We start from the raw sequence: 26,570 nt of genomic DNA on the forward strand, positions 1-26,570 counted from the left end.
GAAAAAATACGATAAATGCGTCACAATATGAAAGCAAAAGACTGGATTAAAAAAACCATTGTGAAAATATAAGCTCTCCAGACATGCAACCGCCTCTGGAAGGATACCGCAGGTATCTGGATACAGTGTCTCAGCCATCAGTAGATGCGAGACATTTAACGTCATGGAGTCAACGTAGGAGCTAATCATGGATTTTATTATTCATGGAGCGGAATGGTTCATCGGACTATTCCAGAAGGGAGGAGAGGTGTTCGTCGGCATGGTGACCGGCATCTTGCCTCTATTGATATCACTGATGATCGCAATGAATGCCTTGATCCGGTTTATCGGCCAAGACAGGGTTGAACGACTGGCTCAAAAGAGCGCAGGTAACCCCGTATCACGTTACCTGGTCTTGCCGGTCGTGGGCACCTTCGTGTTCATGAACCCGATGACACTCAGTCTCGGCCGGTTCTTACCCGAAAAATACAAACCTTCTTACTATGCTTCGGCGTCATACAGCTGCCACTCCATGAACGGCATGTTCCCACATGTTAACCCCGGTGAGCTGTTCGTTTATCTAGGTATCGCCAATGGACTCACTCAACTGGGTCTTCCCCTGGCTCCGCTGGCGGTGAGCTATCTACTTGTTGGTATGTTTACCAACTTCTTCCGCGGATGGATTACCGATTTCACCACTGCCATGGTTGAAAAGCAGCAGAATACTCGACTCAGCACCCATGTGCATGTGAACTAAGGATCAGTCAGGAGCAATCATCATGAGCCAATCTCTGTATATCACGAAAGGACCCGGTGGCTGGGGCGGCCCGCTGACTGTACCGGTAGATACCAGTAAAAAAATTGTGTACATCACGGCGGGTACCCGTCCGGACATCGTCCAGCACATGGCACAACTCAGTGGCATGGAAGCCGTGGACGGCTTCAAGACATCGGTATCGGATGAAGATATCGGTGTAATAGTTATCGACTGCGGCGGCACCCTGCGCTGCGGTATTTACCCCAAAAAACGCATTCCAACCATCAATATTCACTCAACGGGGCAGAGTGGCCCGCTTGCCCAGTATATCGTTGAGGACATCTATGTGTCCGGTGTTCAGCCTGGCAATATCCAGCTACAGCAAGCGGGTGATATACCGACCGCAAGGGTAGCACCGGTCGCCGAGCGCCCCACCGATGCAACTCAGCAAAAACAATATGACGCCAGCAAAAAGCTGACTGAACAAAGCGACAGCCTGCTGGCCCGCATAGGCATGGGAATGGGCTCGGTCATGTCTACCTTTTTCCAGGCCGGTCGCGACACCATCGATACGGTAATGAAGTCCATTCTGCCGTTCATGGCATTTGTGTCCATGCTGATTGGCGTCATCTTGGCATCCGGGATCGGTGATGTGATAGCCCATGCCCTGATCCCATTGGCTCAGAGCCCCATTGGCCTGATCACCCTGGCCCTGATCTGTTCTTTCCCCTTCCTGTCGCCATTCCTTGGTCCAGGTGCGGTTATTGCACAGGTTATCGGGGTGCTGGTGGGCACACAAATCGGCCTTGGCAATATTCCGCCTCACCTTGCGCTTCCCGCTCTGTTCGCGATTAACTCACAGGCCGCCTGTGACTTTATCCCGGTTGGTCTGAGCCTCGCGGAAGCCAAGCCGGAAACCGTACAGGTTGGTGTTCCCTCAGTTTTATACTCGCGTTTCCTGACCGGGGCACCTACAGTCCTGATTGCCTGGTTTGTTTCTTTCTTTATCTATCAGTAATAGATTCAAGGAGTTACCAATGAAAATCTTATACAGTACTAAAGTAACCAAAGTCGGTGACAGCGCAGCTGAAGCGCTGGAAGAGAACATGATGATTCTGTTTAACGACAATGCGCCTGCAGATGTAGCCGACTATTGCTTTATCCACCCAGATGCGGAGTTGACCGGCGACATAACGGTGCAGTGTGAAGTGCTGCTGGGGCAGAAAAGCTATCCCGTCACTGCGGTAGGCAACCTGGCCAACCAGAATCTGGGACAGCTGGGCCATATCACCATCCGCTTCGATGGCGCAGCAGAACCGGAATACCCAGGCACAGTGCATGTGCGAGGTGAATGCCCAGTCGAACTGGGAGTAGGTGCAGAGATTACTTTCAAACTGAAAAAATAAAAGGCCTCCCCCTCTGCCCCATTGAGTTTGGCCGCTCGGCGCAGAGGAGGGTGCCGTACCGCAATCCAGGAGACTAGCATGTCAAAAGTTGCATTAATAGTTGGTGGTGCCAAAAACCTAGGCGCCTTTCTGAGCGTAGGACTGGCCAGTGATGGTTACCGTGTGGTAGTCGCAGATCTGGACCTGGAAGGCGCACGCCAGACGGCAGCGGAAATAGCGGAACAGGTCGGACACGATCAGGTACTGGCTCTTCAGGTAGATGCCACCAATGAGCAATCTGTTGAGCAAATGTCCACCGCCGTTGATGCCCATTTCGGTCGTATCGACGTGATGGTCTATAACGCCGGTATCGCTCAGGCTGCCAAAATAGACGCATTCCCGCTGGATGCATGGCAGCGCTCGATTGAAGTGAACCTGACCGGTTACTTTCTCTGTGCCAGATCGGTGTCTCGTATCATGATCCGTCAGAACCAGGGGCGAATCATTCAAATCAACTCCAAGTCGGGCAAAGTCGGTTCAAAGCACAACTCCGGCTATTCTGCCGCCAAATTTGGTGGTGTCGGCCTGACCCAGTCACTGGCACTGGATTTGGCCGAGCATAACATCACCGTGCACTCACTCATGCTGGGCAACCTGCTGAAAAGCCCGATGTTCCAGTCTCTTATCCCACAATATGCCGCCAAGTTGGGGGTAAACGAGGATGAGGTTGAACAGCTGTACATCGACAAGGTGCCCTTGAAACGTGGCTGCGATTATCAGGACGTACTGAACGTTTTGAAATTTTATGCCAGCGACGAGGCCGGATACTGTACCGGGCAGTCAATCAATATTACCGGTGGACAGGTGATGTTCTGACCGACAGTATCAAGAACCTGTCGCCATTATTCATCGTCCAGATGCAGGATAGTGCCAAGAGAGACTATCCTGCGGGAGAAGATTAAAAAATGAGCCAGACCAGCCTGTTGATTGTTATCGCCCTGATCGCCTGGGGCCTGCAAATACTGATGGGTTTCTTGCAAGTGAGGGCGTTCAACCGCATGCTGCAGGACATTGCCACCAAAGGTAAGGTGAAAATTGGACGTACCGCCTCACGCTGGCGTCCTCGCACCATCATAGTACTGGCCCATGATGAAAACGGTGTGATCGTGGATGCCCGGGTCATGAAAGGTATCAGTATCTTTTCAAGACCCAAACAGATCTCTACATTGCTTAACATGCAGCTCCCCCTCTCTGTCGAGGGGGTTGGCGGCTTGAACGAGGCTGAGCGTGAAGCATTAGCGTGTGCTCTTTCACAAAAAAAGTGAAAAACCATCAATTTATTTTCATTTTAAAAAATTAAAAGGTACATTGTTAGATTAGATACCTTCACACAGAGAGTCAGGCATGTCTGTTGAGCAGCGTCGAGAGCAGTTGGTTCACTATCTGCGTCAGCACGGAAAAACGTCGGTCAATGAACTGGCTGGGCACTTCAACATCACCGGTGCGACCGTTCGAACAGACCTGCGTGAACTGGAAAAAGCAAATCTTGTCATACGACGCTATGGTGGTGCGGAAGCGCAAGTTACGCCGACGACTGAAGACAGGACCATGGATGAAAAGACATCCTTTAACCTCAGCATTAAACAGCAGTTGGGGAAAGTTGCTGCTGATCTCGTCAATGATGGTGAGTCCATAATCCTGGATAACGGTAGCACAACGCTGCAAATGGTTCCCTGGTTGATTGACAAGGTCGCGCTCACCGTCATGACCAATAGCTTGCATATCATGAACGAAGTGGCCAGCCTAGGAAGCAACATCAATCTATTGATGCCTGGCGGTAATTTCAGGAAACACTCGGCGTCCTTTCACGGTAACCTGGCAGAAGAAGCCTTCAGTAAGTTTACTTTCGACAAACTATTTATCGGCGCAGATGGATTCGACGTCGACCAAGGGACTACCACTTTTAATGAAGCATATCAAGTCAGTCAAGCTATGTGTCAATCGGCCAGACATATTATCGTTATAACAGACTCAAGTAAATTTGGTCGAAAAACACCCAACGTTGTTGTCCCTATCGAAAAAATTGATGTTCTTATCACCGACTCAGGGATAAAAAGCAGTGACCGAATTACCTTGGAAAAGAAAGGAATAGAAATAATTATCGTATAGCAACCTCTTAATGCCATCTAGCACAATCCATATGATGAGAAGTTAATCATCGTAACAAATAGAACATACATCGAGATTACCATTATGTATGAGAAAATAAAAAAGACTGCCATAGATACATTAAAAATAGAATTAAATGAAGCCTCAAGACTATTGGAAAGAATTAGTGATGACTTCGTTGAGGCTTGTTTGGCGCTACAACAGTGCAAAGGTAAAGTAATCGTTACCGGAATAGGAAAATCTGGACACATAGGAAAAAAAATAGCTGCCACTTTTGCTTCAACAGGAACACCGGCATTTTTTATTCATCCCGCCGAAGCGCTGCATGGCGATTTGGGTATGGTTGACAGTGAAGATTTAGTTATTTTAATTTCAAACTCTGGTGAAGCCACTGAGTTCAAGCTCATGCTACCACTATTCAAGCGCAAGAAATTGAAAACCATTGGCTTCACAGGAAACAGATCGTCATTCTTGGCCGACCAGGTTGACTTCATTATTGATACGGGAGTTGAAAATGAAGCCTGCCCGTTGGGCCTGGCACCAACATCAAGTGCCGTTAACACACTAATGATGGGTGATGCCCTGGCCATATCAGTAATGCATCTTCGGGACTTCAACTCCACCGATTATGCGTTTTCTCATCCGGGTGGCAGCTTGGGTGCTCGCCTGATTTTCAAGAACATGGATCTTATTGAGCAACATGTTCAACCCCCCGTCTGCTACCCGGATGAAACGCTCAGTGAAGTAATCTTTTGTCTCAGTAGAACAGGATACGGCCTTGCCGTGATCTGTGACGATGACGATAAAGTCCTTGGCGTTTTTACCGATGGTGACTTACGTAGAACACTCGAAAAATCAACCGATCTCACAGTTAAGGTCGGTGAGCTGATGACCCGTACTCCTATCGTAGCGACAGCTGATGAGCTGGCATATTCAACACTTGAGTTAATGCACAGCAAGGATATAAATGCCATACCTATAGTTGATAGTGAAGAGCGCCTTATGGCCGTGTTAACCACACATCAGATATATAAATCTGGAATTAATTAAGTTAGAAAAAATCATGAACATATTCCTTGATACTGCAGATATTAAATCGGTAGAAAGATGGTGGAATTCTGTCCCCCTTTCAGGGGTCACCACCAACCCTAGCATCATTGCCAAGTCCAGGGTTAAACTAGACACCCTACTCCCTGCGTTACGAAACATCATCGGAAGCGATGCACAACTTTTTGCCCAAACACTATCTGACGATAATGAAACAATACTTAAGGAAGCCATTGACCTCAACCGACTAGATGAGCATCTAATTGTTAAAATACCCGTTACAGAGCAAGGCCTAATGGCAATAAGAAAACTCAATAAAATGGGAGTAAGCACACTGGGCACAGCAGTTTATACTCCTATGCAAGGGATCATGGCCGCATTGGCTGGTGCAGAATATATTGCTCCCTACGTCAACAGGGTCGATGTACAAGGCGGCAGTGGCATCACGATGGTTAGAGAATTACAAGAGCTAATCACTGTACATCAGGTAAATTGCAACATAATAGCAGCCTCTTTTAAAACACCACGACAAGCGCTTGATTGCCTGCTGACTGGCTGTTCTTCAGTTACTTTACCCGTTGATGTTTTATCGCAAATGATAACGCTTCCAGCCGTCACTGAAGCGATAGAAAACTTTAAAAATGATTGGGTCACCGCCTTTCAACCATAAAAATAACGGACGATGATGAGCATGTTTCATTATTGTCAGCTATGGAACCACGAGGAATTATAGGATTAATTCCAGATTAAAACTCACACTATATTAAACAAACATACAAGAAATTCCGGTCACTAAATAGCTATTCCGAATAGTAGATCAGTGGAGGCAGGGAACTCAGTCCAGTTTGTGCAATTTGATCAGTCGCCAAACAAAACCAACTCAACACCCAAAGGACTGAGTTCATGCCGATCTTACCACCTCTACCACGTCCTGAGCGACGCCGGATGCACAAAATCATTCAGACTACGTCAGACAAACAGCATGCTCGGCGAGTCATGGCGGTGTTGTTGCGCCACGAACGATACACCCTTGAGAAAATACAGGAGCTGACCGGAGCTTCGCGCTCGACCCTAGGCTGCTGGTTCAACTGCCACCCTCTCTTCCTATCCGTAACATTATCATGCTGCTTCAGATGCTTATCCAGATGTCACCACAAGGCTTGGGTTACCAGCGCAGTTGCTGGTAACCGAGTTCTTTAGCTATTGAAATCAATCGCTGGAATTTTTCCCTGCCCACCTCACTGCTGGAGGCCTTACGGCGGCGCTATCTCCGGGCTCGGCAGATCACACTGATCCTGGATAACCATGTGATCCACAAGAGCCGCCAGGACAGGCCTTGTAGTGGCTGGCAAAGAACCCCAAGTTCACCTTACTTTTCCAGCCGGTTTACTCACCTTGGATCAACAAGATAGAACTGCTCTGGCACAAGCTGCACGAGACGGTTATCCGTAACCATCAACGCCGTAGCATCTGATCTCTTCTCCAACGGGTCAGGCACTTCATGGATACGATTTCGCCCTTTTCCGGAAGTGGTTACGAAATAGCCAGAATGTAGCACTATTAGGAGCTGTTATTTAGATATTAACCCGGCGGCAAAATACATCGATTATGCCGCATAAGCGATGTGCTCCGATCGGAAGTAACTTTTCACCCGCTCCGACCTGCGCTGCAACTTCCGCATAGAGGAGCGGGTTCGCTTCTTGAGCTCTTCCACACTGCGAATCGCCGGCCCACTGTGCACCATGCCTTTCAGGTCACCATTGAGATACTCATCCGGATTCAGTTCCGGTGAGTAGGCGGGCAGGAAAAAGACCTCCAGAAAACGCTTTACCGTCCCTTTTTCCAGCCAGCGTTTGACCTTTTTGGCATGATGAACCCGCAGGTTATCCAGGATCAGAAATACTTTTCCCGGGGTGGAGGCAATCAGCCCGCGCATGAACTTGATCAACACGTCTGCCGTCATGGTGGATTCATACAGCATGAAGCGGACCGTACCTTGGTTGGTGATGGCCGACACCATGTTCAGGGAAACCCGCTTGGCCGGCAGGGCTTGTACCGGCGTCTTGCCAACCGGGGCATAGCTGCGCCCATGTTGGACCGTGTTCTTGATGCCGGTTTCGTCGCCCCAGAAGATCTGGGCCTTTTCAGCCTTGGCACGGGCCTTGATACGTGGATACTCCTCGTTCAGCCAGGCTTCGACACGAGCCGGGCTCTGCTCCCATGCCTTTTTCAAGGGCTTCTGGGGTGTAAATCCCCAGCGCTTGAGGTAGTCCCCCATGGTGCGAACCGGAATGTGGATGCCCCAAAATTGCTTGATCAGTTCAGCAATGGAGCGCCGGGTCCACAGGGCAAACCCCAGCTTGTACTGATCGGGCATATGGTCGCGGATAGCCTCGATCACCTTCTGCTGTTGCACGGCGTTCAGGCGGCCGGGCTTGTTTTTTGGACCCCGTTTCTGGACGGCGAGAGCCGCTTTGCCGCCGGCCTCGTAGCGCTTGAACCAACGGCCCACGGTATCCGGATGAACATTCAGTAATCGGCCGATCTCGCGGAAGGTCTTATTTTCCAGTCGAAGTCGGATGGCCTGCTGCCTCAGCAGCTCTTGTTGCTCGGTGGTGAGCTTGCGTGCATCTGTTTTCATTCGCACAGTATATCAGCTCTAAACTGCCGCCGGGTTAATAGCTAGACATCCTGGCGTGCATTGGCGGCATTTAAACAATGAAAACAATGGTGTATTTTCAATAAATCATGAATTATATTCATAATATTAAGTACTAAATCCCGGAGTCAAGTTATGCTGGAGCGGTTTCACCTTGAAGTACTGGCAGCCATAAAAGAGCAAGGAACCTTAACCCAGGCGGCTGAATCGTTAAATTTATCCCAGTCTGCATTGAGTCACAGCATCAAAAAATTAGAAGGCCAGATCAAAACACCCGTTTGGCAAAAAGAAGGTAGAAACTTGCGCCTTACCGATGCGGGTGAACGAATCTTGACTCTTGCCAATCGGGTATTACCGCAATTTAAACACACTGAACATCTATTGCGTCAGATAGCGACTGGCGAAATGGGTTCACTGCGCATCGGCATGGAATGCCACCCTTGCTATCAATGGCTGTTAAAAGTGATTGAACCTTATCTTGAAAAGTGGCCAAACGTTGACATTGACGTGAAGCAGGAATTTCAGTTCGGTGGTCTGGGCGCCCTGCACAGCTACGAGATAGATATCCTCGTCACGCCTGATCCCTTGTATACACCAAAGGTGACCTTTATACCGGTATTTGACTATGAACATAGACTCGTCGTTTCGGCAGCTCACCACCTTGCCATGCAAGACTCGATCATGCCTGAACAGCTGAGTGAAGAAGTGTTATTTAGCTACCCGGTAGAGCCTGAGCGACTGGATATTTACAGTCAGTTTTTAAATCCCGCAAAATGCACGGTCAAAAAACACAAGACTATCGAAACGACGGAAATCATGTTGCAAATGGTGGCAGCAGGCAGAGGCGTCTGTGCATTGCCTGGCTGGTTAGTGGATGAATTCGCCAAAACAATGGCTATTAAAAGCCTCCGGTTCGGTAAACATGGGATTAGAAAACAGATCTTTTTGGGAATACGAAAAGGCGAAGAACAGGTTAACTACCTGAGTGATTTCATTGCTCAGGCTCAGCAGGTCAGATGATCACGCTGCTTTTTCATTCAAACTCCCTCCTCTCTTAAATCATACAGCCGCCGCCCCCGTCAGGTGTTGCAACATCAGTAACGGGCGGCCGTGTCCTGCTCGTTACACACCTAAATAGCTGTTCCGAATAGTAGATCACTGTCGACAACGACCGGGTTCCGCTAAGCAGACCCTCCGCGCCAGGGATGGCGCGGCGGAGCCCCCAGGGATGGGTTCACGGCGTGTCTGCGTGCGGGGCCCGGTCGATGTAGCACTATTAGGATCAGTTATTTAGCTGACCCAAGGTTTACAGACATCGCCGACATTGCTCGACGCAGCTGCGCCCGTGAACCCGGCATACCGCTTGCTCTGGTGGGCGTAGGTTTATCAGAAATCATGAAAAATTTGCATCTATTCATGAGATAAAATCACTTTTGATCATGTAATGCCCCCTGTATAACATAGCCATGCTCAGCTCTAGACATCTGGACTTCCAGACAAAAGACAATCATCAAGCCCAGAAAGAGCAATAAACAGATTCAGATTTTAGTGCGGGAAATGGGGTGCCAGGACATTATGAATAACGAATTTAAATTTACCATCAACAGCGTTGCTTTCGATGAAAACTATCAGCCCTCTGACAGTACGCGTATTACCACCAACTTTGCTAACCTGGCCAGAGGAGAGAGCCGCCAGGAAAACTTGCGTAACGCCTTAACGATGATTAACAATCAATTTAACTCCTTGGCTAACTGGGATAATCCGAAAGCGGATCGCTATTCAGTTGAACTTGAAATCATTTCCGTTGACATGGATATTGATCACGAAGGTAATGGCCAAAGTTTCCCTACTATCGAAATATTGAAGACGAATATCGTCGATCACAAAACCAAGAAACGCATTGAGGGCATTGTAGGTAATAATTTTTCCTCGTACGTGCGGGATTATGACTTCAGCGTGCTGCTGTTGGAGCATAACAAGGATAAGCCCGGCTTCAGCATTCCGGAAAACTTTGGCGATCTGCACGGCAAACTTTTTAAATGTTTTGTGAATTCGGATGCCTACAAGCAGAACTTCACTAAACTGCCTGTGATATGCCTCAGTGTTTCCGATAACAAGACCTATCATCAAACTGAGAACCATCACCCCATATTGGGTGTTGAGTACCTGCCCAATGAATCATCCTTGACTGAGCAGTACTTCAAGAAGATGGGGTTGAAGGTTCGCTATTTTATGCCACCCAATAGCGTTGCACCTCTGGCCTTTTACTTCTTTGGTGATTTGCTTAATGATTACAGCAATCTTGAGCTTATCAGCACCATCAGCACGATGGAAACTTTTCAAAAAATTTACCGACCCGAGATTTACAACGCCAACTCGGCAGCAGGAAAATGCTACAAACCGGATTTGAAGAACCGGGATCACTCATTAACTCAAATTGTTTATGATCGAGAAGAGCGCAGCCAGTTAGCGATTAAGCAGGGAAAACTTGCTGAGGAGAATTTCATCAAGCCATACCAGTCTATCCTTGAACAATGGTCTGCCAATTACGCTTTATAATTAACGAGAATATAACGGTATTTATCATGAAAAAATTATTACCCACTTCAACTGCGGGCAGTTTACCCAAACCTTCCTGGCTTGCACAACCTGAGACACTTTGGTCACCCTGGAAATTGCAAGAAGAGGAGTTGATTGAGGGTAAACACGATGCTTTGCGTGTGTCGTTGCAAGAGCAGCAACAAGCAGGCATTGATATTGTCAGTGATGGCGAGCAAACGCGCCAACATTTTGTGACTACGTTTATTGAGCACCTTAGCGGTGTTGATTTTGAGAAACGTAAGACTGTTAAAATTCGTGATCGCTATGATGCGAGTGTACCGACGGTCGTTGGTGCAGTCAGCCGCCAGAAGCCGGTTTTTGTTGAAGATGCCAAGTTTTTACGTCAGCAAACCAGGCAACCTATCAAATGGGCCCTGCCGGGTCCCATGACCATGATAGACACGCTTTATGATGATCATTATAAAAGTCGCGAAAAGCTGGCCTGGGAATTCGCCAAAATACTCAATCAGGAAGCCAAGGAATTAGAGGCGGCTGGCGTTGACATCATCCAGTTTGATGAGCCTGCATTTAATGTGTTTTTTGATGAGGTAAATGACTGGGGGATTGCTGCTCTAGAAAGAGCAATTGAAGGCCTTAAATGTGAAACCGCCGTACATATTTGCTATGGCTATGGCATCAAAGCCAATACGGACTGGAAAAAGACGCTGGGTTCCGAGTGGAGACAATATGAAGAAGTCTTCCCCAAACTGCAAAAGTCCAATATCGACATTATCTCATTAGAATGTCACAACTCCCGCGTCCCAATCGAGCTGCTTGAACTCATTCGAGGAAAAAAGGTGATGGTCGGGGCCATTGATGTTGCAACCAACACCATCGAGACGCCAGAGGAAGTCGCCAATACCCTACGAAAAGCACTTGAGTTCGTAGATGCCGACAAGCTTTACCCTTGTACCAACTGTGGCATGGCCCCCTTGTCTCGTCGAGTAGCAAGAGCCAAGCTCAATGCCTTAAGTGCGGGTGCAGAAATCCTCCGAAGAGAACTCTCGGCCTAGAGCATCGATCAGTTTAAAAAACGACCAGCTAGCTCTTTATTGTCTGTTACAACGAAGAAAAGAGTCAACAGGGCCACCTCCGCCGACACGCCGCAAGTAAATAACTGATCCTAATAGTGCTCGACCGGGTCCCGCACGCAGACACGCCGTAAACCCGTCCCTGGGGGCTCCGCCGCGCCATCCCTGGCGCTGAGGGTCTGCTTAGCGAAACCCAGTCGCTGCCGGTAGTGATCTACCATTCGGAACAGGTATTTACATCCCTGTAGGCTCGCACCTGCCATCCCTGACAGGTGACGGTCGGCGGAGGCAATCCCTGTCGCCTCTTTCCAGCCCCGGCGCCGTGTCCGCAGGCAGTTGCGGTGCGATAGGGAGGACAAAGGGGATTTCTCCGCCGCGGACTCCCTTCCACCTCGCCATTTCATGCCAGGCTCTCCGCCCTGCTCTCCGCCCAGGCGAAGATCCACAACCTATTGAACCGAATGTCCCTCTGTAACGAGGACACAAAAGCAATCCCCGTAGCCCTCGTCAGTAGCCGGAGCGCTCCTGACGCCCACCTTGTCTCACTCGGTGATTAAGACATAAAACTTATTAATCAAAAGAAAATAAATATTTCACTAACCGATTACAAAAAACCAATATCTGCACAAATTATCGACTTCCAGTTCCTTGCTGTGTCGGCGACCAAAGGAGAATTCCCATGAATGGAAAATTTGATGCAGACAAAATCGACGCCCTGGTGGATGCCAGGAACGGCCGTATCACCCCGCTGATCTTCACCGATCCCGAGCTCTACGAACTGGAGCTGGAGCGGGTGTTCGGTCGCTGCTGGCTGTTCCTCTGTCACGAGAGCCAGATCCCCAAGGCCGGCGACTTCTTCAATACCTACATGGGCGAAGATCCCGTTATCGTCACCCGGCAGAAAGACGGCAGCATCAAGGCCTTGCTCAACCAGTGCCGGCACCGCTCCATGCGGGTCTGCCATGCGGACTCCGGCAATACCCGCGCCTTTACCTGCCCCTACCACGGCTGGTCCTACGGGGTGGATGGCGCCCTGAAAGACATTCCGCTGGAAGACAGGGTCTATCCCCAGGGCGCCTGCAAGGAACAATGGGGCCTGCTGGAGGTGAACCGCGTCGCCAGTTACAAGGGACTCATTTTCGGCTGCTGGAGCGACGAAACCCCTTCCCTCGAGGAATACATGGGCGACATCGCCTGGTATCTGGACGGCGTACTGGATCGCCGGGAAGGCGGCACCGAGATCATCGGCGGCGTCCACAAATGGGAAATCGAGTGCAACTGGAAGTTCGCCGCCGAGCAGTTCGCCTCCGACCAATACCACGCCCTGTTCTCCCACGCCTCCGCCATCCAGGTGCTGGGCGCCCAGCCGGATGATGAAGGCAGCAAGAAACTGGGCGCGGCCCAGACCGCCCGCCCGGTGTGGGAAACGGCGAAAGACGCCATCCAGTATGGCCAGCGGGGCCATGGTTCCGGTTTCTTCTTCACCGAAAAACCGGATGCCAACGTCTGGGTGGACGGAGAAGTGGCCCAGTACTTCCGCGATACCTACGAAGAAGCGAAAGCGCGCCTCGGTGAAGTGCGCGCCCTGCGCCTGGCCGGCCACAACACCATGTTTCCGACCCTGTCCTGGCTCAACGGCACCGCCACCCTGCGCATCTGGCACCCGCGGGGACCGAACAAGACCGAGGTGTGGGCCTTCTGCATCTGCGACAAGGACGCCCCCCAGGCGGTGAAGGAAGCCTTCGAACGCTCGGCCACCCGCGCCTTCGGCCCGGCCGGATTCCTGGAGCAGGACGACTCCGAGAATTGGGTGGAAATACAGAAGGTACTGCGCGGCTACAAGGCCCGCCAGAGCAAGCTTGTCGTCGAAATGGGCCTGGGCCAGGAGAAGCGGCGCAAGGATGGCATTCCCGGCATCACCAACTACATCTTCTCCGAAACCGCCGCCCGCGCCATGTACCGCCGCTGGGCGGATCTGCTGATGCATGAACAATGGGCAGACGTCGAAAAGGCAACCGAGAAATTTGAAAAGGAGCTGGTGTGATGAGTCGGTTAATCCCCGTAAACCTCGAGCTTTACCACGAAGTCTCGCAATTCATGTACTTCGAGGCGCAACTGCTCGATGACTGGCGCTTTCGCGACTGGCTGGACCTGCTGGACGAGGACATCACCTATACCCTGCGTACCACCGTCAATGCCCAGACCCGCGACCGCCGGCGCAGCGTGCAACCGCCGTCCACCTGGGTGTTCAACGACGACAAGCACCTGCTGGAGCGCCGTGTCGCCCGGCTGGAAACCGGCATGGCCTGGGCCGAGGAACCGCCCTCGCGCACCCGCCACCTGATCACCAATATCCGGGTGGAACCGACGGATGCCGCCGGCGAGTACAGCGTTGACACCAATTACCTGCTGTACCGTTCGCAAAAGGAAAAAGACATCACCATCTATGTCGGCAAACGGGCGGACCGGGTGCGCAAGGCCGATACTGAGCTGGGCTGGAAGATCTGCCGGCGTGACATCACCCTGGATCAGGCCACCTATACCTCCCACAACCTGAGCGTGTTTTTCTGATGAACAAGATATTTGTGTGCAACATCGACGAGCTGGCAGAAGGCGAGGCCCTGAAGGTGGACTGCGGCATCAATGGGATCGATGCCCTGGCCGTGTTCAACTCCCAAGGCAACTTCTTCGCCATGAATGACCGCTGCAGCCATGGCAACGCCTCCATGTCCGAAGGCTATCTGGAAGACGACGGCACCGTGGAGTGCCCGCTGCATGCCGCCCGCTTCTGCCTGAAGTCCGGCAAGGCGATGTGCATGCCGGCCACGGATCCGATCCAGACCTTCCCGGTGGTGATCGAAGACGATGCCCTCTACATCGAAATGGCGGGGTAAGCACCATGAGCTGGCTGGAAGGAGAAGTCATTCTCATCACCGGCGGCGGCTCCGGGCTGGGACGGGCGCTGATCGACCGTTTTATCCAGGAGGGCGCGCGCGTCGGGGTGCTGGAGCGGGCCGAGGACAGGGTGCGGGCGCTGCGCGAGCGCCATGGCGAGCGGATAGTGGCGGTGGTCGGTGATGTCACCAGCTACAACGACAACCTGCGCGCCGTGGAAGCCACTGTGGCCCGCTTCGGCAAACTGGACTGTTTTGTCGGCAACGCGGGCATCTGGGATCACGGCGCCGACATCCTGAGCCTGTCCGGTGACGAACTCGAGCAGGCCTTCGACGAGATAGTGTCGGTCAATACCAAGGGCTATCTGCTCGGGGCCAAGGCCGCGGTGGATGAGCTGGTCAAAACCGAAGGCGCCATGATCTTTACCCTGTCGAATTCGTCCTTCTACCCGGCGGGGGGCGGCCCCATCTATACCCTGAGCAAACATGCCGGTGTGGGGCTGGTCCGGGAGCTGGCCTACGAGCTGGCCCCCAAGGTCAGGGTCAACGCCGTGGCCCCCTCGGGCATGAGAACCAACATTCCCGGCGCCGCCGCCCTGGGCCAGGATCAGCTCGGCCTGCTCGATGCCCGGGATCCGGAAAAGATCGCCGGCGGCATGCCCCTGAAATTCCTGCCCGAGCCCGAGGACATGACCGGCGCCTATGTGCTGCTGGCCTCGCGACAGAATAACCGCCCCTTGACGGGGGTGTTTATCAATGCGGACTGCGGCCTGGGGATCCGGGGCCTGCGCCAGCCCAACGCCGGGCTGCTTTAAATAAAGGGAGTAAGAAGATGAGTCTGTCACGCATCGTCATCATCGGCGCCGGCCAGGCGGGTGCCAATGCCATACTGGAGCTGCGCACCCAGGGTTATGAAGGGAGCATCACCCTGATCGGGGACGAGCCCCACTTGCCCTACGAGCGCCCGCCCCTGTCCAAGGAGGTCATACTGGCCCCGGACAGCGCCCGGGTCGAGATACTGTCGGCAGAAAAGCTGGCCGCGCTGCAGGTGAACCTGATCACCGGCAACGGCGCCACTCGTATCGATCCCGAGGCGCGCCTGATCGAGCTGGAAAACGGCGACACCCTCGACTACGACAAGCTGCTGATCGCCACCGGCGGCGCGCCGCGCCGCCTGCCCATGCTGGACCGCCTGGAACAGGGGGTGTACACCCTGCGCAACCTGGAAGATGCCAGGAAGCTGATCACCGTGTTCGCCCCGGAAAAAAGAATAGTCCTGGTCGGCGGCGGCGTGATCGGGCTCGAGCTGGCCTCCAGCGCCCTCGCCAAGGGCTGTCGGGTAACGGTGCTCGAGCAGGAGTCCATGGTGATGAAGCGCTGCGCGCCCGCCCTGCTGGGTGAGTATCTGGTCGGGCGGCACCGGGCCCAGGGGATCGATGTCCGCCTGTCCGCCCGCATTACCCGGGCCGAGCTACAGGGTGAGGAGATCCACCTTGCCCTGGACGACGGCCAGACCCTGGTGGCGGACGCCGTCGTGTACGGCATCGGCATCCTCCCCAATGTGCAGCCGGCAACCACCGCCGGGCTGGAGGTCGAAGGCGCCATCCTGGTCGATGAACACTGCCAAAGCTCGCACCCGGACATCTATGCCGCGGGCGACGTCGCCGCCCAACGCCGCCAGGGCCTGGACCGCCCTCTGCGTATCGAGAGCTGGGAAAACGCCAACAACCAGGCGGCCATCTTCGCTCGCCATGTACTGGGGCTGGCGCCGCCGGCCGTCAGGGCGCCCTGGTTCTGGACCGATCAGCTTGGCATCAACATCCAGTTTGTCGGCGACATGGCCGCGGCCCGGTGGCATCTGCGCGGTGACCTGCAGCCAGGTACCGACTCGGCCTTCGCTCTCATCGGCGTGACCGAGGGCATCGTAGTGGCCGGCATCACCGTCAACCAGCCCCGGGAAATGAGAAACCTGAGGAGGATGGTGGACAACCGGCTGTGTTTCCAAGCGGAGCAGCACCTGGATCTTGCCCGGGATCTGCGCAAAACCGCCTGAGCCATTGGCATCCCCCCCTGTGGCCTTGCCGCAGGGGCTTGCCCGTCAACAGGCGAGACGGCATCATGGCCCTCCGATGTTCGGCAACAGTACATTTTCCCGAACGCACTGCCAGAAGGAGCCCTCCATGGAGCTGCGTCACCTGAGATATTTTGTTACCGTGGCCGAGGAGCTGAGCTTCAGCAAGGCAGCCAGCCGGCTCTATACGTCCCAGCCCTCCCTGAGCCAGCAGATCAAGGATCTCGAGACCGAGCTCGGCGTAAAACTTTTCAACAGGACCAAACGCAAGGTGGAGCTGACGGAAGAAGGCGAGGTCTTCCTCCGGGAAACCAGGCTGACCCTCGCCCAGGCGGAAAAGGCGGTAAGCATCACCCGCCAGGTTGCCCAGGCCAAGGCTTTCCGCCTCGCCATCGGCTTCGTTCCCGTCGCCGAGATGAACGTCTTTCCCCATATACTGCCGGCTTTTCGCATTCTCTACCCCGATCTGAGCGTGGAGCTGAAAAGCCTGAACAACCAGCAGCAGATAGAGCGGCTACGCAACGGCGAACTGGACATCACCTTCACCCGCGACGATGTGCAGGATGAGGAAATCGACAGCTTCCTGATCTTGAAGGAACCCCTGAAGTTCCTGGTTCCCAAAAACCATCCCCTGGCCGCTTACAAAGTAGTTCCGGTCAGAATGCTCGATCACCAGGACTTCATCATCGTCAATCCGTCGGAATCCCTGCCCCTGTACAACCTGATCCTGGCGTTTGCTGAACAAAATCACATCCACCTCAATATCGTGCAGCAGGCCGACAACATCCTGCTGAATATCAACCTGGTCAATATCGGCATGGGCTGCAGCATACTCCCCACCTACATCACCCCGATCGGGCAGGAAAACGTCGTGCTCAGGCCGCTGGAGCCCGAACTGCCGTTGATCGGCCTCTATGCCAACTACCGCAAAGACAACGCCTCCCCCATCCTCGCCACCTTTATCGAGCATCTGAAGAAACTGCCTTTCAAAGAGGAGTAATGCCCAGATCGGCACTATTAAAAAATAAAATTTCTATAAACCTTTAGTGCCGGAAAATTATTACCGCGCATACGTAACATTAGGTTTATGAGTGCATTGTTAAATACCTGTTCCGAATGGTAGATCACTACCGGCAGCGACTGGGTTTCGCTAAGCAGACCCTCCGCGCCAGGGATGGCGCGGCGGAGCCCCCAGGGACGGGTTTACGGCGTGTCTGCGTGCGGGACCCGGTCGATGTAGCACTATTAGGATCAGTTATTTAAACATATACAGTCTGCCATCATCACCATCAACAAACTGGGTGAGGTTATTGATCATCCAGCTGGTAGCTGATTTATTATCGTAACATACCGAAGGTTCAAACAGTTTATTCACATATCCAGCCTCGCCAAGCATTGTGAGGGCATAGGCTAATGGATAGGGTCGATTGATTTCATCCTCAATGGTTTTAGCCATAGTGGAGTACTAATTCAACAGCGCCATGGGGTATTAGTGATAATACTTATCCCTGTACTCTGCTGGTTTTCAGCCCGGTATTGAAGCTGCCGAGGATCACCACTGCCAGCGCAGCCAGACTCAGCGCGGCGCCCACCCACAGCGGGGAGACAAAACCATAACCTTTATCTAGCGCCATGCCGCCAAGGTAAGCGCCCAGGGCGTTACCGATATTGAAGGCGGCAATATTAGTGCCCGAGGCCACGGTTGGCGCATCGCTGGCATATTTCATCATACGCAGCTGTAAGCCTGGCGCGGTAGCCAGCCCGACCGTGCCCATCAGTAACAGCAGAATCACTGTCATGAGCTGACTCTGCGCGAACAGCGCGAAGGCGGCCATTACCACGGTCAGCAGCAGCAGAATGGTACCGAGCGATTTGTTCAGTGACTTATCCGCAGCTTTACCGCCGTAGATATTGCCAACGAAGGTGCCCACGCCGAACAGCACCAGCAGCCATGGCACCGTCTGAGCCGCGAAGCCGGAAACCTGAGTCAGAGTGAAGGCAATATAGGTGAAGCCACCGATCACGCCGCCAAAGGAGAGCACGCTAAGCAGGGCAGAGATCCATACCTGAGGACGATTGAAGACGGCAAACTCACGGCCCAGGTTGGTATCACGGTTAGCGGGCATAGCCGGAATAAGCGTCCGGATACCGACCATGGTCACCACGCCGATGACCGCCAGTGCCCAGAAGGTTGTACGCCAGCCCAGCTCCATCCCGACGAAAGTGCCCAGCGGCACGCCTACGATGTTGGAGACGGTTAATCCGGCAAACATCAGAGAGATTGCAGCCCCTTTTTTATCGTCCGCAACCATATCAGAGGCCACCACGGCACCCACGCTAAAGAAGGCACCATGGCAAAGTGCAGCCACAATACGACCGAACAGCAGCGTGTCGTAACTGACCGACATCGCCGAAATAAGGTTACCGATAACAAATAATCCGCTCAGTAATAACAGTGTTAACCGGCGTTCCATACGGATCATAAGGGCGGTGAGCAAAATAGCCCCCACTGCCACGCTGATCGCATAGCCGGAAACCAAATAACCAGCCACCTGTTCACTGATAGTAAACTCTGCAGCGATTTGCGGCAGTAGTCCGACAATACCAAACTCTGTCAGACCGATTCCGAACGCGCCAAGCGCCAAGGCAAAAAGACCTATTGGCATTTTCATCTCCTGCTTTCTATTTTTTATTGTTCATATAGTGAACAACGGTTGATGATTTATTTTCGATGTAATAAATGATGTTTCGGCAGCGTAGGAAATAGTATCCCCGCGGCTATAAGGTGATATTAAGTAGCTGTTCCGAATAGTAGATCACTACCGACAGAAACCGGATGCTGCTAAGCAGATCCTTCGCACCAGGAATGGCGAGACTCCCCCAAGAGTGAAACACCCAGGGAAGGTTCACGGCATGTCTGTATACGGAGCTCGGTCGATGTAGCACTATTGGGATCAGTTATTTAAAAATATCGCCTGATGCAGAGCTTGCGGACTCCTTATAAGGATTTAGTCAATAATGAATATTATGGGTTTGTCCGATATAGTAGTAATGAATTTCTCTGATACCAGGTATTACAATGGATAATCTCAGAAAGCTGGATCTGAACCTGCTGCTGACGCTGAATACATTACTGAAGGATCCTAATGTGACACGCGCCGCCCGCGCACTGAATCTTTCGCAGCCCACCGTCAGCGTACAGCTGGCGAAACTGCGCAAGAGCCTGGACGATCCGCTGTTCTTACCCGGCCCGCGCGGGATGCGCCCCACTGCCCGAGCGGAGATGTTACGCGCCCCACTTAGCCAGGCGCTGGCACTGCTGGATAAATCTATCTTCTCTCCCGGTCCCTTTATTCCCTCTGAGTCCACACACACCTGGCAGGTGATTGCAGCGGATTACTGCGAAACCACGGTGCTGCTGCCGATGCTGAAACATTTACGTCGCGAAGCTCCCGGTACCCGGCTGGCGGTGGTCGAGAATGCCAACTCGCGTATTGCACAGGCAGGGGGACAGGACAAGGTCGATCTGTTCTTCCATATCCGTGAGGAATCGCCGCAGGGGCTGCGCTGCCGCATGTTGTTCAGCGAGCGCTATGTGCTTGTCAGCCGCATCGGCCATCCGTTACTAAAATCGGCCCCCACGCTAAGGCAGTTTCTCGAGCTGGATTACGTGATAATTTCACCGGACGGAGGAGGCTTCTGGGGCAATACCGACAAGGTACTGTCGGAGATGGGGTTGAGCAGGAAGGTGGTGCTGTCGGTGCCGCATTTTATGTTTGCCGTATTCACCATCGCCACCACCGACCTGGTGGGCATGCTGCCACTTCGGCTGGTCAGAGACAATCCACAGCTGCAGTATTTTACGCCGCCGATGGATATCCCCGGTTTCGAAATGAACATGCTCTGGCACGAGCATCTGCACCGTGAACCGGCGCATAAATGGCTGCGGGATCTCATTGTGCAATCGCTTGAAGAGGATAAAGGAAAAAAATGATGCGCAGCGAACCATCATCGAGGCTCTTGGTGAAGGTTACCGCCTCATTTATTCCAGAATTGGATGAGGCATGTCGGCAGTTCGGTACTGGCTCATAACAGCAAAGGGAGCCGAAGCTCCCTTTTTTATCGTTGACAGTCTGCAACGAATTACAGCGCTTTCAGGATATTGTCCACGCTGTCTTTAGCGTCGCCGAACAGCATGACGCTGTTTTCGCGGAAGAACAGCGGGTTCTGTACCCCGGCGTAGCCGGTGTTCATGGAACGCTTGAACACCACCACCTGCTGGGCCTTCCACACTTCCAGCACCGGCATGCCGGCGATGGGGCTGGCCGGATCTTCCGAGGCGGCCGGGTTGACGGTGTCGTTGGCGCCGATCACCAGCACGGTGTCGGTATCGTCGAAGTCGTCGTTGATCTCGTCCATTTCCAGCACGATGTCGTAAGGCACCTTGGCCTCGGCCAGCAGCACGTTCATGTGGCCGGGCAGGCGACCCGCCACCGGGTGGATGCCGAAGCGCACCTTGACGCCGGCCGCGCGCAGCTTGGACACCAGATCCGCCACCGGGTACTGGGCCTGGGCCACCGCCATGCCGTATCCGGGGGTGATGATCACCGAGCTGGAGTTCTTCAGCATTTCGGCCACGTCCTCGGCGTTCACCTCGGTGTACTCGCCGTCTTCCTCTTCACCGCTGCTCACGGCACCGTCGGAGCCGAAGCCGCCGGCGATAACGGAAACGAAGGAGCGGTTCATGGCCCGGCACATGATATAGGACAGGATGGCACCGCTTGAGCCCACCAGGGCACCGGTGACGATCAGCAGGTCGTTGGAGAGCATAAAGCCCGCCGCCGCCGCCGCCCAGCCGGAGTAGGAGTTGAGCATGGAAATCACCACCGGCATGTCGGCGCCGCCGATGCTGGCCACCAGGTGCCAGCCGAAGGCCAGGGCGATCAGGCTCATCACCAGCAGGGCGAAGGTGGAGCCTTCCACCTGCACGAACCAGATCAGCAGCAGGGCGGACACCACCACCGCCAGCAGGTTCAGCTTGTGGCGGTGCGGCAGCATCAGCGGCTTGGACGACACCAGGCCACGCAGCTTGCAGAACGCCACTATGGAGCCGGTGAAGGTGACGGCACCGATGAACACGCCGAGGAAGACTTCGGTGTTGTGAATGTTCAGCATGGCGCCGGACATGTCACCGTGATCGATGTAGGTGTTATAGCCCACGAACACCGCCGCCAGGCCGACGAAGCTGTGCAGTATGGCGATCAGTTCCGGCATTTCGGTCATTTCCACTTTCAGTGCGAAGCGGATACCGATGGCGGCACCGATGGCCATGGCCACGACGATCCAGCCCAGGCCGGTGACCTCGGGGTTGAAGATGGTGGCCAGCAGGGCGATGGTCATGCCCGCCACACCGAACCAGTTACCGGCCTTGGCCGATTCCTGCTTGGACAGACCCGCCAGACTCAGAATAAAGAGCACGGCGGCGATAATATAAGACGCAGTTACAAGTCCTTGTGACATTCCATTAGCCCTTTCTAAACATCTTCAGCATACGGTGTGTAACGGTGAAACCGCCAAACACGTTGATTGAGGCGATCAGTACCGCCACAAAGGCGAGGAAGGTGACGAAACCACCGGCTCCCACCTGGGACAGGGCCCCTACCACGATAATCCCGGAAATAGCGTTGGTGACCGACATCAGCGGGGTATGCAGGGAGTGGGACACGTTCCAGATCACGTAGTAACCCACGATGCAGGCCAGTACGAACACGGTGAAGTGGGACAGGAACTCGGCCGGGGCCACCGCCGACAGCCAGGCGAACAGCACCACCCCGGCACCGCCCAGGTAGTACTTGAGGTTGCTCGGCTTCTTGGCGTGGGGCTCGGCGGCCGGCTTGGCCGCGGCCTTGGCCTTGGGCGCGGCGGAGACGCTGATGGCGGGCGGCGGGAAGGTGACTTCGCCGTCCTTCGCCACCGTCATGTTGCGCAGTACCACGTCCTCGAAGTCGACCTTGATGTTGCCGTCCTTCTCCTTGCACAACAGCTTGGCCAGGTTGACCAGGTTGGTGGAGTACAGGGTGGAAGACTGGGTCGGCAGGCGGCCGTTGAGGTCGGTGTAGCCGATGATCTTGACGCCGTTGTCGGACACGAACAGCTCGCCGGGCTTGGTCAGCTCGCAGTTGCCGCCGTTCTGCGCCGCCAGATCCACGATCACCGAACCCGGGTTCATGGCCGCCACCATTTCGGCGGTGATAAGCTTTGGCGCCGGTTTGCCGGGGATCAGCGCGGTGGTGATGATGATGTCCACTTCCTTGGCCTGCTGCAGGAACAGCGCCATTTCGGCGTCGATAAAGGCCTTGCTCATCTCCTTGGCATAACCGTCGGAAGAGTCGGCTTCTTCTTCGTAGTCGAGTTCGAGGAACTCGGCGCCCATGGAGTTGATCTGCTCCTTTACCTCGGGGCGGGTGTCGAAGGCGCGCACTATGGCGCCGAGGGAGCCGGCGGCACCGATGGCGGCCAGGCCGGCCACGCCGGCACCGATCACCAGCACCTTGGCGGGCGGCACCTTGCCGGCGGCGGTGATCTGGCCGGTGAAGAAGCGGCCGAACTCGTGGGCGGCTTCCACCACCGCCCGGTAGCCGGCGATGTTGGCCATGGAAGACAGGGCATCCAGGGACTGGGCGCGGGAAATACGCGGCACCATGTCCATGGCCATCACGGTCACGCCCTTGGCCTTGAGTTGTTCCACCAGCTCGGGGTTTTGCGCCGGCCAGATAAAGCTGACCAGGATGGTGCCGGCCTGCAGCCGCTCGATCTCGTCGGCGGTGGGAGCGTTGACCTTGTAGATGATGGCGGATTGCCAGACCTCGTCGGTGCCGACGAGCTGAGCCCCCGCAGCCTGGTAGGCCGCATCCTCGAAGCTGGCCTTGATGCCCGCACCCTGCTCGATGCAGACGTCAAAACCGAGTTTACGCAGCTGTTCGACCGACTTGGGGGTCGCCGCCACCCGAGTCTCGCCGCTAAGCGTTTCCCTTGGAACTCCAATTAACATAATAATTCCCTGAAATTAGTGTTGATATCACACCGGAGACCGACGAGGCGTGTCCGGTTTCGGGCAAGCTGTTCCTTCAACTGCCAGGCAGCCTTGCCTTTCATCTTGCTCCAGCCTAATTACGTTCTTTTACAACAGTGCTAAATCATCCACCTATATCAAAACGACGCCTTTATACCTTTTAACATTATTAACGTCGAAATCCCGACGATACCCACCAAAAGGTGAGTATTGAGAGGAAGATAGCGTAAGAAAGAAACAGCACCTCACGCACTATACTGGCTCATCTGGAAAAAGATAAATCGATCTTTCCTCGAGCCTTAATAGGCTGTGGCTTTCAATCACTAAAGTATCACTTATCGGTGGGCGGCAAAGTGGTGGTTTAGCGAGCAGGATCACAGAACTCGAGTGCGGGTAGCCAAAAGAAACCAGGTCCCCCGGCAAGGACGCGTCATGTTCATGCCCCCGCCGGTCCTGCGCCGAGGCCGGGAGTGGGTCGAATAAATTCGACCCTACAAGATCTCCGGGGGATGGCGCTCGGCCGGATGAGACCGGCCAGCCTGGTCCCCGTCCTCCTCTTCCGGCTGGCGTGAGAAGGGATCCTGCCCGAACAGGGCCGCCAGCTGGCGATACACCGCCGGGTAGGCGGCCGCCAGTTGGCGCGGCCGGGTAAAGAACAGCTCGCAGGCCACCGCCAGAAACTCGGCCGGATGGGTGGCGGCGTAGGGGTCGATGGGCGGCGCCTCGCCGCGTTCCAGGCACCGGCAGAGCTCGTCGAAGGCCGCCTGGAAGTCGGCGCGCCAGCGCGCCATCGCCATGCCGGGGCGCATGGGCGGCACACCGTCGGCCTCGCCGCCCAGCATGTCCAGCTTGTGGGCCAGTTCGTGGATCACCAGGTTGTAGCCGTCCCAGCCGCCGTCCTCGCACAGCTCGCTCCAGGCCAGCACCAGGGGGCCCTGTTGCCAGGACTCGCCGGCGTGCTCTTCCTCCACCTCGCTGACCAGGCCGAACTCGTCCTGCACCGACTCCCGCCGGGTCACCGGCTCGGGGATGACGATGATTTCGCGAAAGCCACGGTACCATTGCAGGTCGAGGTGCAGTATCGGCAGCGCCGCCTGCAACGCCAGGGCCACCCTGTCGGCCGGGCCGAAGGCCACTCCGAGCAGGGTCAGGGTCTTGCGCGCCAGCAGCGCCTGGCCCAGCTCGCACAGCCGGGCCTGCTCGCTTTCCGCCAGCCCCTGCAGTATGGGGATCTGCGTCAGCACCTCCCGCCAGGGCAGGGCTTCTATCTCCCCGCTCCCTTGCCCGAACCAGCCCTTAAGCCTGGCGAAGAACGACATTGACTCTCCCGCTGGCGCCGCCAGCGCGGCGCCTCAACCCTCGATGGGGATAGAAGTACAGGGAACGGCGTCCGGACGCAACTGCCCGGACGCCGGGCGGGCCTATTTCACCCACAGATACCAGTAGCCGAACAGCAGGTTGAAGCCGGCGAAAAACAGGATGCCGGCCCAGCTCAGGGCCACCATGGCGCCGCCCAGGCGGTAACGCTCCGGCACCTGCGGCAGTTGCATCAGCCGGTAGTTGAGCCAGGCGAACACCAGGGCACTGATAAAGGCGGAGATCATGGCGAACTCCAGCATGGCCAGCAGGGCGCCCTTGAAGAACATGATGATCAGCGCGCCCACCATGCCCATCACCACCATCAGCGGGTAGGTATAACGGGCGCCGTGGCCGGTCGGGCCGCTGCCCTTGTGCTGGCCCAGCTGCACGAAACATTCGCTCAGGGCGCGGCTGTAGCCGTCCAGCACCGTCACCGTGGTGGAGAACATGCACAGGAAGGCGATCAGCGCAATCAGCCAGCGGCTCCAGTCGCCCATGACGCTGGCGTACACGTCCACCAGCTGGTGGGCGAAGGCGATGCCGGAGGTGGCCAGGCTCTCGCCGCTGCCGTGCAGCACCAGGGCGCCGAGGGCAACGAAGGCGATGGCCAGCAGGGTGGAGGTGATGTAGCCCACGTTGAAGTCGACCAGGGCGTCCCGGTAATCGAGCTCGTCGCCCAGGGCCTTTTGCTTCTGCCTGAGCCACACGCTGTTCCAGGAAGAGAGCTCGATCGGCGCCGGCATCCAGCCCATCAGCGCCACCAGAAAACCCACCGCCGCCAGGTTCCAGGGACTGGGCGCCACGAAGTCGGGGGTGGCCACGCCGCCCTGATTGAGGGCGATAAACACCGCCGTCACCGTGGCCACCGCCAGGCCGACGATAATCCACTTGGTGACCCGGTCCAGGGTCTTGTAGTGGCCGGTGATCAGGAACACCAGGGAGCCGGCCAGCACTATCATGCTGAGCTGGGTCACGCTAAGGTCGTCGCCGATAAAGAGGCCGAGGATGCTGCCGCACAGCATGGCCACCCCGGCAGTGCTGACCACGGAGGCAAAGATATTAAGGACGGTAAACAGGTAGAGATAGCCCCGGCCGATGCGGTCGTAGCCCTGGATCAGGGTTTCGTCCGCCGCCATGGTGTAGCGGGCGCCGATCTGGAAAAAGGGATATTTCAGCAGGTTGACGAGCACGATAAGCCCCACCAGTTGCCAGCCATAGATGGCGCCGGCCTGGGTAGAGGCCACCAGATGGGATCCGCCGATGGCGGCGGCAGCGCCCAGAATGCCGGGACCCAATACTCGCATATAGTGGCTTATGCTGCGTGGCCCCTTTTCTGCCACCTCGACTAACTCTGCCATCTTGTTTTCCTACCTTTTTACTTCTGGTTTGTTATAAAAAAGAAAGTAAAAGGCCATACCGGGAAACATAAATCAACTGATTTTTCCAAAGCAAAAGCACCTCAGCCAGCATTTATAACCAACAATAAAAAATGAATAAGAATATAAGTTCAATAACTTATTTTTTTTACCACCTAACACTTGAAGAT

Annotated in this window: 25 protein-coding genes and 1 pseudogene; 19 read left to right on the plus strand and 7 right to left on the minus strand. The window is 54.7% G+C overall.

Annotated elements, in window-relative coordinates:
• Positions 1-187: 187 nt before the first annotated feature.
• The 9 genes and pseudogenes from srlA to ACT7DK_RS15165 form a co-directional block, all read left to right on the plus strand.
• Positions 188-736, plus strand: a complete 549-nt coding sequence (srlA, locus tag ACT7DK_RS15125; protein ID WP_445400576.1) for a PTS glucitol/sorbitol transporter subunit IIC — start codon at positions 188-190, stop codon at positions 734-736.
• A 22-nt stretch (positions 737-758) separates the two neighbouring features.
• Positions 759-1,754 (plus strand): PTS glucitol/sorbitol transporter subunit IIB, encoded by a 996-nt coding sequence (gene srlE / locus ACT7DK_RS15130; RefSeq protein WP_445400578.1) that lies wholly within the window; start codon positions 759-761, stop codon positions 1,752-1,754.
• Between the two features lie 19 nt (positions 1,755-1,773).
• Positions 1,774-2,142, plus strand: coding sequence for a PTS glucitol/sorbitol transporter subunit IIA (locus ACT7DK_RS15135; protein ID WP_445400580.1), 369 nt, complete (start codon positions 1,774-1,776; stop codon positions 2,140-2,142).
• A gap of 78 nt (positions 2,143-2,220) precedes the next feature.
• The gene (gene srlD, locus ACT7DK_RS15140; RefSeq protein ID WP_445400582.1) at positions 2,221-2,997 is read left to right on the plus strand and encodes a sorbitol-6-phosphate dehydrogenase; all 777 of its coding nucleotides are present in this window, start codon (positions 2,221-2,223) and stop codon (positions 2,995-2,997) included.
• 89 nt (positions 2,998-3,086) lie between these two features.
• The gene (locus tag ACT7DK_RS15145) at positions 3,087-3,446 is read left to right on the plus strand and encodes a transcriptional regulator GutM (protein WP_445400584.1); all 360 of its coding nucleotides are present in this window, start codon (positions 3,087-3,089) and stop codon (positions 3,444-3,446) included.
• Between the two features lie 79 nt (positions 3,447-3,525).
• The gene (gene srlR / locus ACT7DK_RS15150; RefSeq protein ID WP_445400586.1) at positions 3,526-4,290 is read left to right on the plus strand and encodes a glucitol operon DNA-binding transcriptional repressor SrlR; all 765 of its coding nucleotides are present in this window, start codon (positions 3,526-3,528) and stop codon (positions 4,288-4,290) included.
• 84 nt (positions 4,291-4,374) lie between these two features.
• Positions 4,375-5,340: a KpsF/GutQ family sugar-phosphate isomerase gene (locus tag ACT7DK_RS15155; protein WP_445400588.1), complete on the plus strand. Its 966-nt coding sequence runs from the start codon at positions 4,375-4,377 to the stop codon at positions 5,338-5,340.
• 13 nt (positions 5,341-5,353) lie between these two features.
• Positions 5,354-6,007 (plus strand): transaldolase family protein, encoded by a 654-nt coding sequence (locus ACT7DK_RS15160; RefSeq protein ID WP_445400590.1) that lies wholly within the window; start codon positions 5,354-5,356, stop codon positions 6,005-6,007.
• A gap of 568 nt (positions 6,008-6,575) precedes the next feature.
• Positions 6,576-6,892 (plus strand): annotated as a pseudogene (locus tag ACT7DK_RS15165) (transposase); the annotation flags it as partial.
• 51 nt (positions 6,893-6,943) lie between these two features.
• Here the strand turns inward: ACT7DK_RS15165 and ACT7DK_RS15170 are convergent.
• Positions 6,944-7,978 carry an IS630 family transposase gene (locus ACT7DK_RS15170; protein WP_445398029.1) on the minus strand — a complete coding sequence of 345 codons (1,035 nt, stop codon included), beginning with the start codon at positions 7,976-7,978 and terminating at the stop codon, positions 6,944-6,946.
• Between the two features lie 153 nt (positions 7,979-8,131).
• Between ACT7DK_RS15170 and ACT7DK_RS15175 the strand changes: the two genes are divergently transcribed.
• The 9 genes from ACT7DK_RS15175 to hcaR all read left to right on the plus strand — a co-directional run bounded on the left by ACT7DK_RS15175 (position 8,132) and on the right by hcaR (position 17,593).
• Complete coding sequence (locus ACT7DK_RS15175; RefSeq protein ID WP_445400592.1) at positions 8,132-9,016, plus strand: LysR family transcriptional regulator; 885 nt, start codon at positions 8,132-8,134, stop codon at positions 9,014-9,016.
• Between the two features lie 555 nt (positions 9,017-9,571).
• Positions 9,572-10,555, plus strand: coding sequence for a DUF1852 domain-containing protein (locus tag ACT7DK_RS15180; RefSeq protein WP_445400594.1), 984 nt, complete (start codon positions 9,572-9,574; stop codon positions 10,553-10,555).
• A gap of 26 nt (positions 10,556-10,581) precedes the next feature.
• Positions 10,582-11,610 carry a methionine synthase gene (locus ACT7DK_RS15185; protein ID WP_445400596.1) on the plus strand — a complete coding sequence of 343 codons (1,029 nt, stop codon included), beginning with the start codon at positions 10,582-10,584 and terminating at the stop codon, positions 11,608-11,610.
• 697 nt (positions 11,611-12,307) lie between these two features.
• The gene (gene hcaE / locus ACT7DK_RS15190; RefSeq protein ID WP_445400598.1) at positions 12,308-13,672 is read left to right on the plus strand and encodes a 3-phenylpropionate/cinnamic acid dioxygenase subunit alpha; all 1,365 of its coding nucleotides are present in this window, start codon (positions 12,308-12,310) and stop codon (positions 13,670-13,672) included.
• On the plus strand, positions 13,672-14,199 hold the full coding sequence (gene hcaF, locus ACT7DK_RS15195; protein WP_445400600.1) for a 3-phenylpropionate/cinnamic acid dioxygenase subunit beta: 528 nt from the start codon (positions 13,672-13,674) through the stop codon (positions 14,197-14,199). The genes hcaE and hcaF overlap by 1 nt, the downstream gene beginning before the upstream one ends.
• Positions 14,199-14,522, plus strand: coding sequence for a 3-phenylpropionate/cinnamic acid dioxygenase ferredoxin subunit (hcaC, locus tag ACT7DK_RS15200; protein ID WP_445400602.1), 324 nt, complete (start codon positions 14,199-14,201; stop codon positions 14,520-14,522). Before hcaF ends, hcaC begins: the two co-directional genes overlap by 1 nt.
• Before the next feature lie 5 nt (positions 14,523-14,527).
• A complete protein-coding gene (hcaB, locus tag ACT7DK_RS15205) occupies positions 14,528-15,337 on the plus strand; it encodes a 3-phenylpropionate-dihydrodiol/cinnamic acid-dihydrodiol dehydrogenase (RefSeq protein ID WP_445400604.1) in 810 nt (269 codons plus the stop codon).
• A 17-nt stretch (positions 15,338-15,354) separates the two neighbouring features.
• Positions 15,355-16,575, plus strand: coding sequence for a 3-phenylpropionate/cinnamic acid dioxygenase ferredoxin--NAD(+) reductase subunit (gene hcaD / locus ACT7DK_RS15210; protein WP_445400606.1), 1,221 nt, complete (start codon positions 15,355-15,357; stop codon positions 16,573-16,575).
• A gap of 127 nt (positions 16,576-16,702) precedes the next feature.
• Positions 16,703-17,593 carry a DNA-binding transcriptional regulator HcaR gene (gene hcaR / locus ACT7DK_RS15215; protein WP_445400608.1) on the plus strand — a complete coding sequence of 297 codons (891 nt, stop codon included), beginning with the start codon at positions 16,703-16,705 and terminating at the stop codon, positions 17,591-17,593.
• A gap of 255 nt (positions 17,594-17,848) precedes the next feature.
• On the opposite strand, the gene ACT7DK_RS15220 is transcribed toward hcaR, so the two are convergent.
• Together ACT7DK_RS15220 and ACT7DK_RS15225 are read right to left on the minus strand one after the other, a co-directional pair.
• Complete coding sequence (locus tag ACT7DK_RS15220) at positions 17,849-18,049, minus strand: hypothetical protein (protein ID WP_445400610.1); 201 nt, start codon at positions 18,047-18,049, stop codon at positions 17,849-17,851.
• Between the two features lie 46 nt (positions 18,050-18,095).
• On the minus strand, positions 18,096-19,259 hold the full coding sequence (locus ACT7DK_RS15225; protein ID WP_445400612.1) for an MFS transporter: 1,164 nt from the start codon (positions 19,257-19,259) through the stop codon (positions 18,096-18,098).
• Positions 19,260-19,672: 413 nt separating this feature from the next.
• Here ACT7DK_RS15225 and ACT7DK_RS15230 point away from each other — a divergent pair, with 413 nt between their 5' ends.
• On the plus strand, positions 19,673-20,587 hold the full coding sequence (locus ACT7DK_RS15230) for a LysR family transcriptional regulator (protein WP_445400614.1): 915 nt from the start codon (positions 19,673-19,675) through the stop codon (positions 20,585-20,587).
• Positions 20,588-20,736: 149 nt separating this feature from the next.
• Here the strand turns inward: ACT7DK_RS15230 and pntB are convergent, their stop codons facing one another.
• The 4 genes from pntB to ACT7DK_RS15250 form a co-directional block, all read right to left on the minus strand.
• Complete coding sequence (gene pntB, locus ACT7DK_RS15235) at positions 20,737-22,113, minus strand: Re/Si-specific NAD(P)(+) transhydrogenase subunit beta (RefSeq protein ID WP_445400616.1); 1,377 nt, start codon at positions 22,111-22,113, stop codon at positions 20,737-20,739.
• 4 nt (positions 22,114-22,117) lie between these two features.
• Positions 22,118-23,644 (minus strand): Re/Si-specific NAD(P)(+) transhydrogenase subunit alpha, encoded by a 1,527-nt coding sequence (locus ACT7DK_RS15240; RefSeq protein ID WP_445400618.1) that lies wholly within the window; start codon positions 23,642-23,644, stop codon positions 22,118-22,120.
• Positions 23,645-24,156: 512 nt separating this feature from the next.
• The gene (locus ACT7DK_RS15245; RefSeq protein ID WP_445400620.1) at positions 24,157-24,984 is read right to left on the minus strand and encodes a M90 family metallopeptidase; all 828 of its coding nucleotides are present in this window, start codon (positions 24,982-24,984) and stop codon (positions 24,157-24,159) included.
• Between the two features lie 102 nt (positions 24,985-25,086).
• Positions 25,087-26,382, minus strand: a complete 1,296-nt coding sequence (locus tag ACT7DK_RS15250) for an Nramp family divalent metal transporter (protein WP_445400622.1) — start codon at positions 26,380-26,382, stop codon at positions 25,087-25,089.
• Positions 26,383-26,570 lie beyond the last annotated feature (188 nt).

The organism is Zobellella sp. An-6 (genome assembly GCF_052487945.1).